Below are 263 nucleotides of genomic sequence, written 5' to 3' on the forward strand. Positions count from 1 at the left end.
GGTGCAAAAGTAATTGTGACCAATTCCATGTGGCCGGACCAACCGCTTGCCAACGAAAAGATTCTGCAGGTGGCCACTGAACGTGGATTGCCCTTTGTGGACCTGAGTGATATGATCTCAAACCCGGTTTATCTGGCGGGAAATGACCCGGTATCCATGGCTGCCTTCCCCAATAATACGGGCGACCGGCACCCGGGCGATGCGGGGATGTTAGAGATCGCCGAGCGTATCTGGGCCAAAGTTAGAAATACCGATCTGCCGTC

1 pseudogene is annotated in these 263 nt (G+C 54.4%); it reads left to right on the plus strand.

Annotated features, from left to right (window positions below):
* Positions 1-263 (plus strand): annotated as a pseudogene (locus tag ACQ4MZ_RS31655) (hypothetical protein); the annotation flags it as partial.

The organism is Dyadobacter sp. BHUBP1 (genome assembly GCF_050587785.1).
Classification (GTDB): Bacteria; Bacteroidota; Bacteroidia; order Cytophagales; family Spirosomataceae; genus Dyadobacter.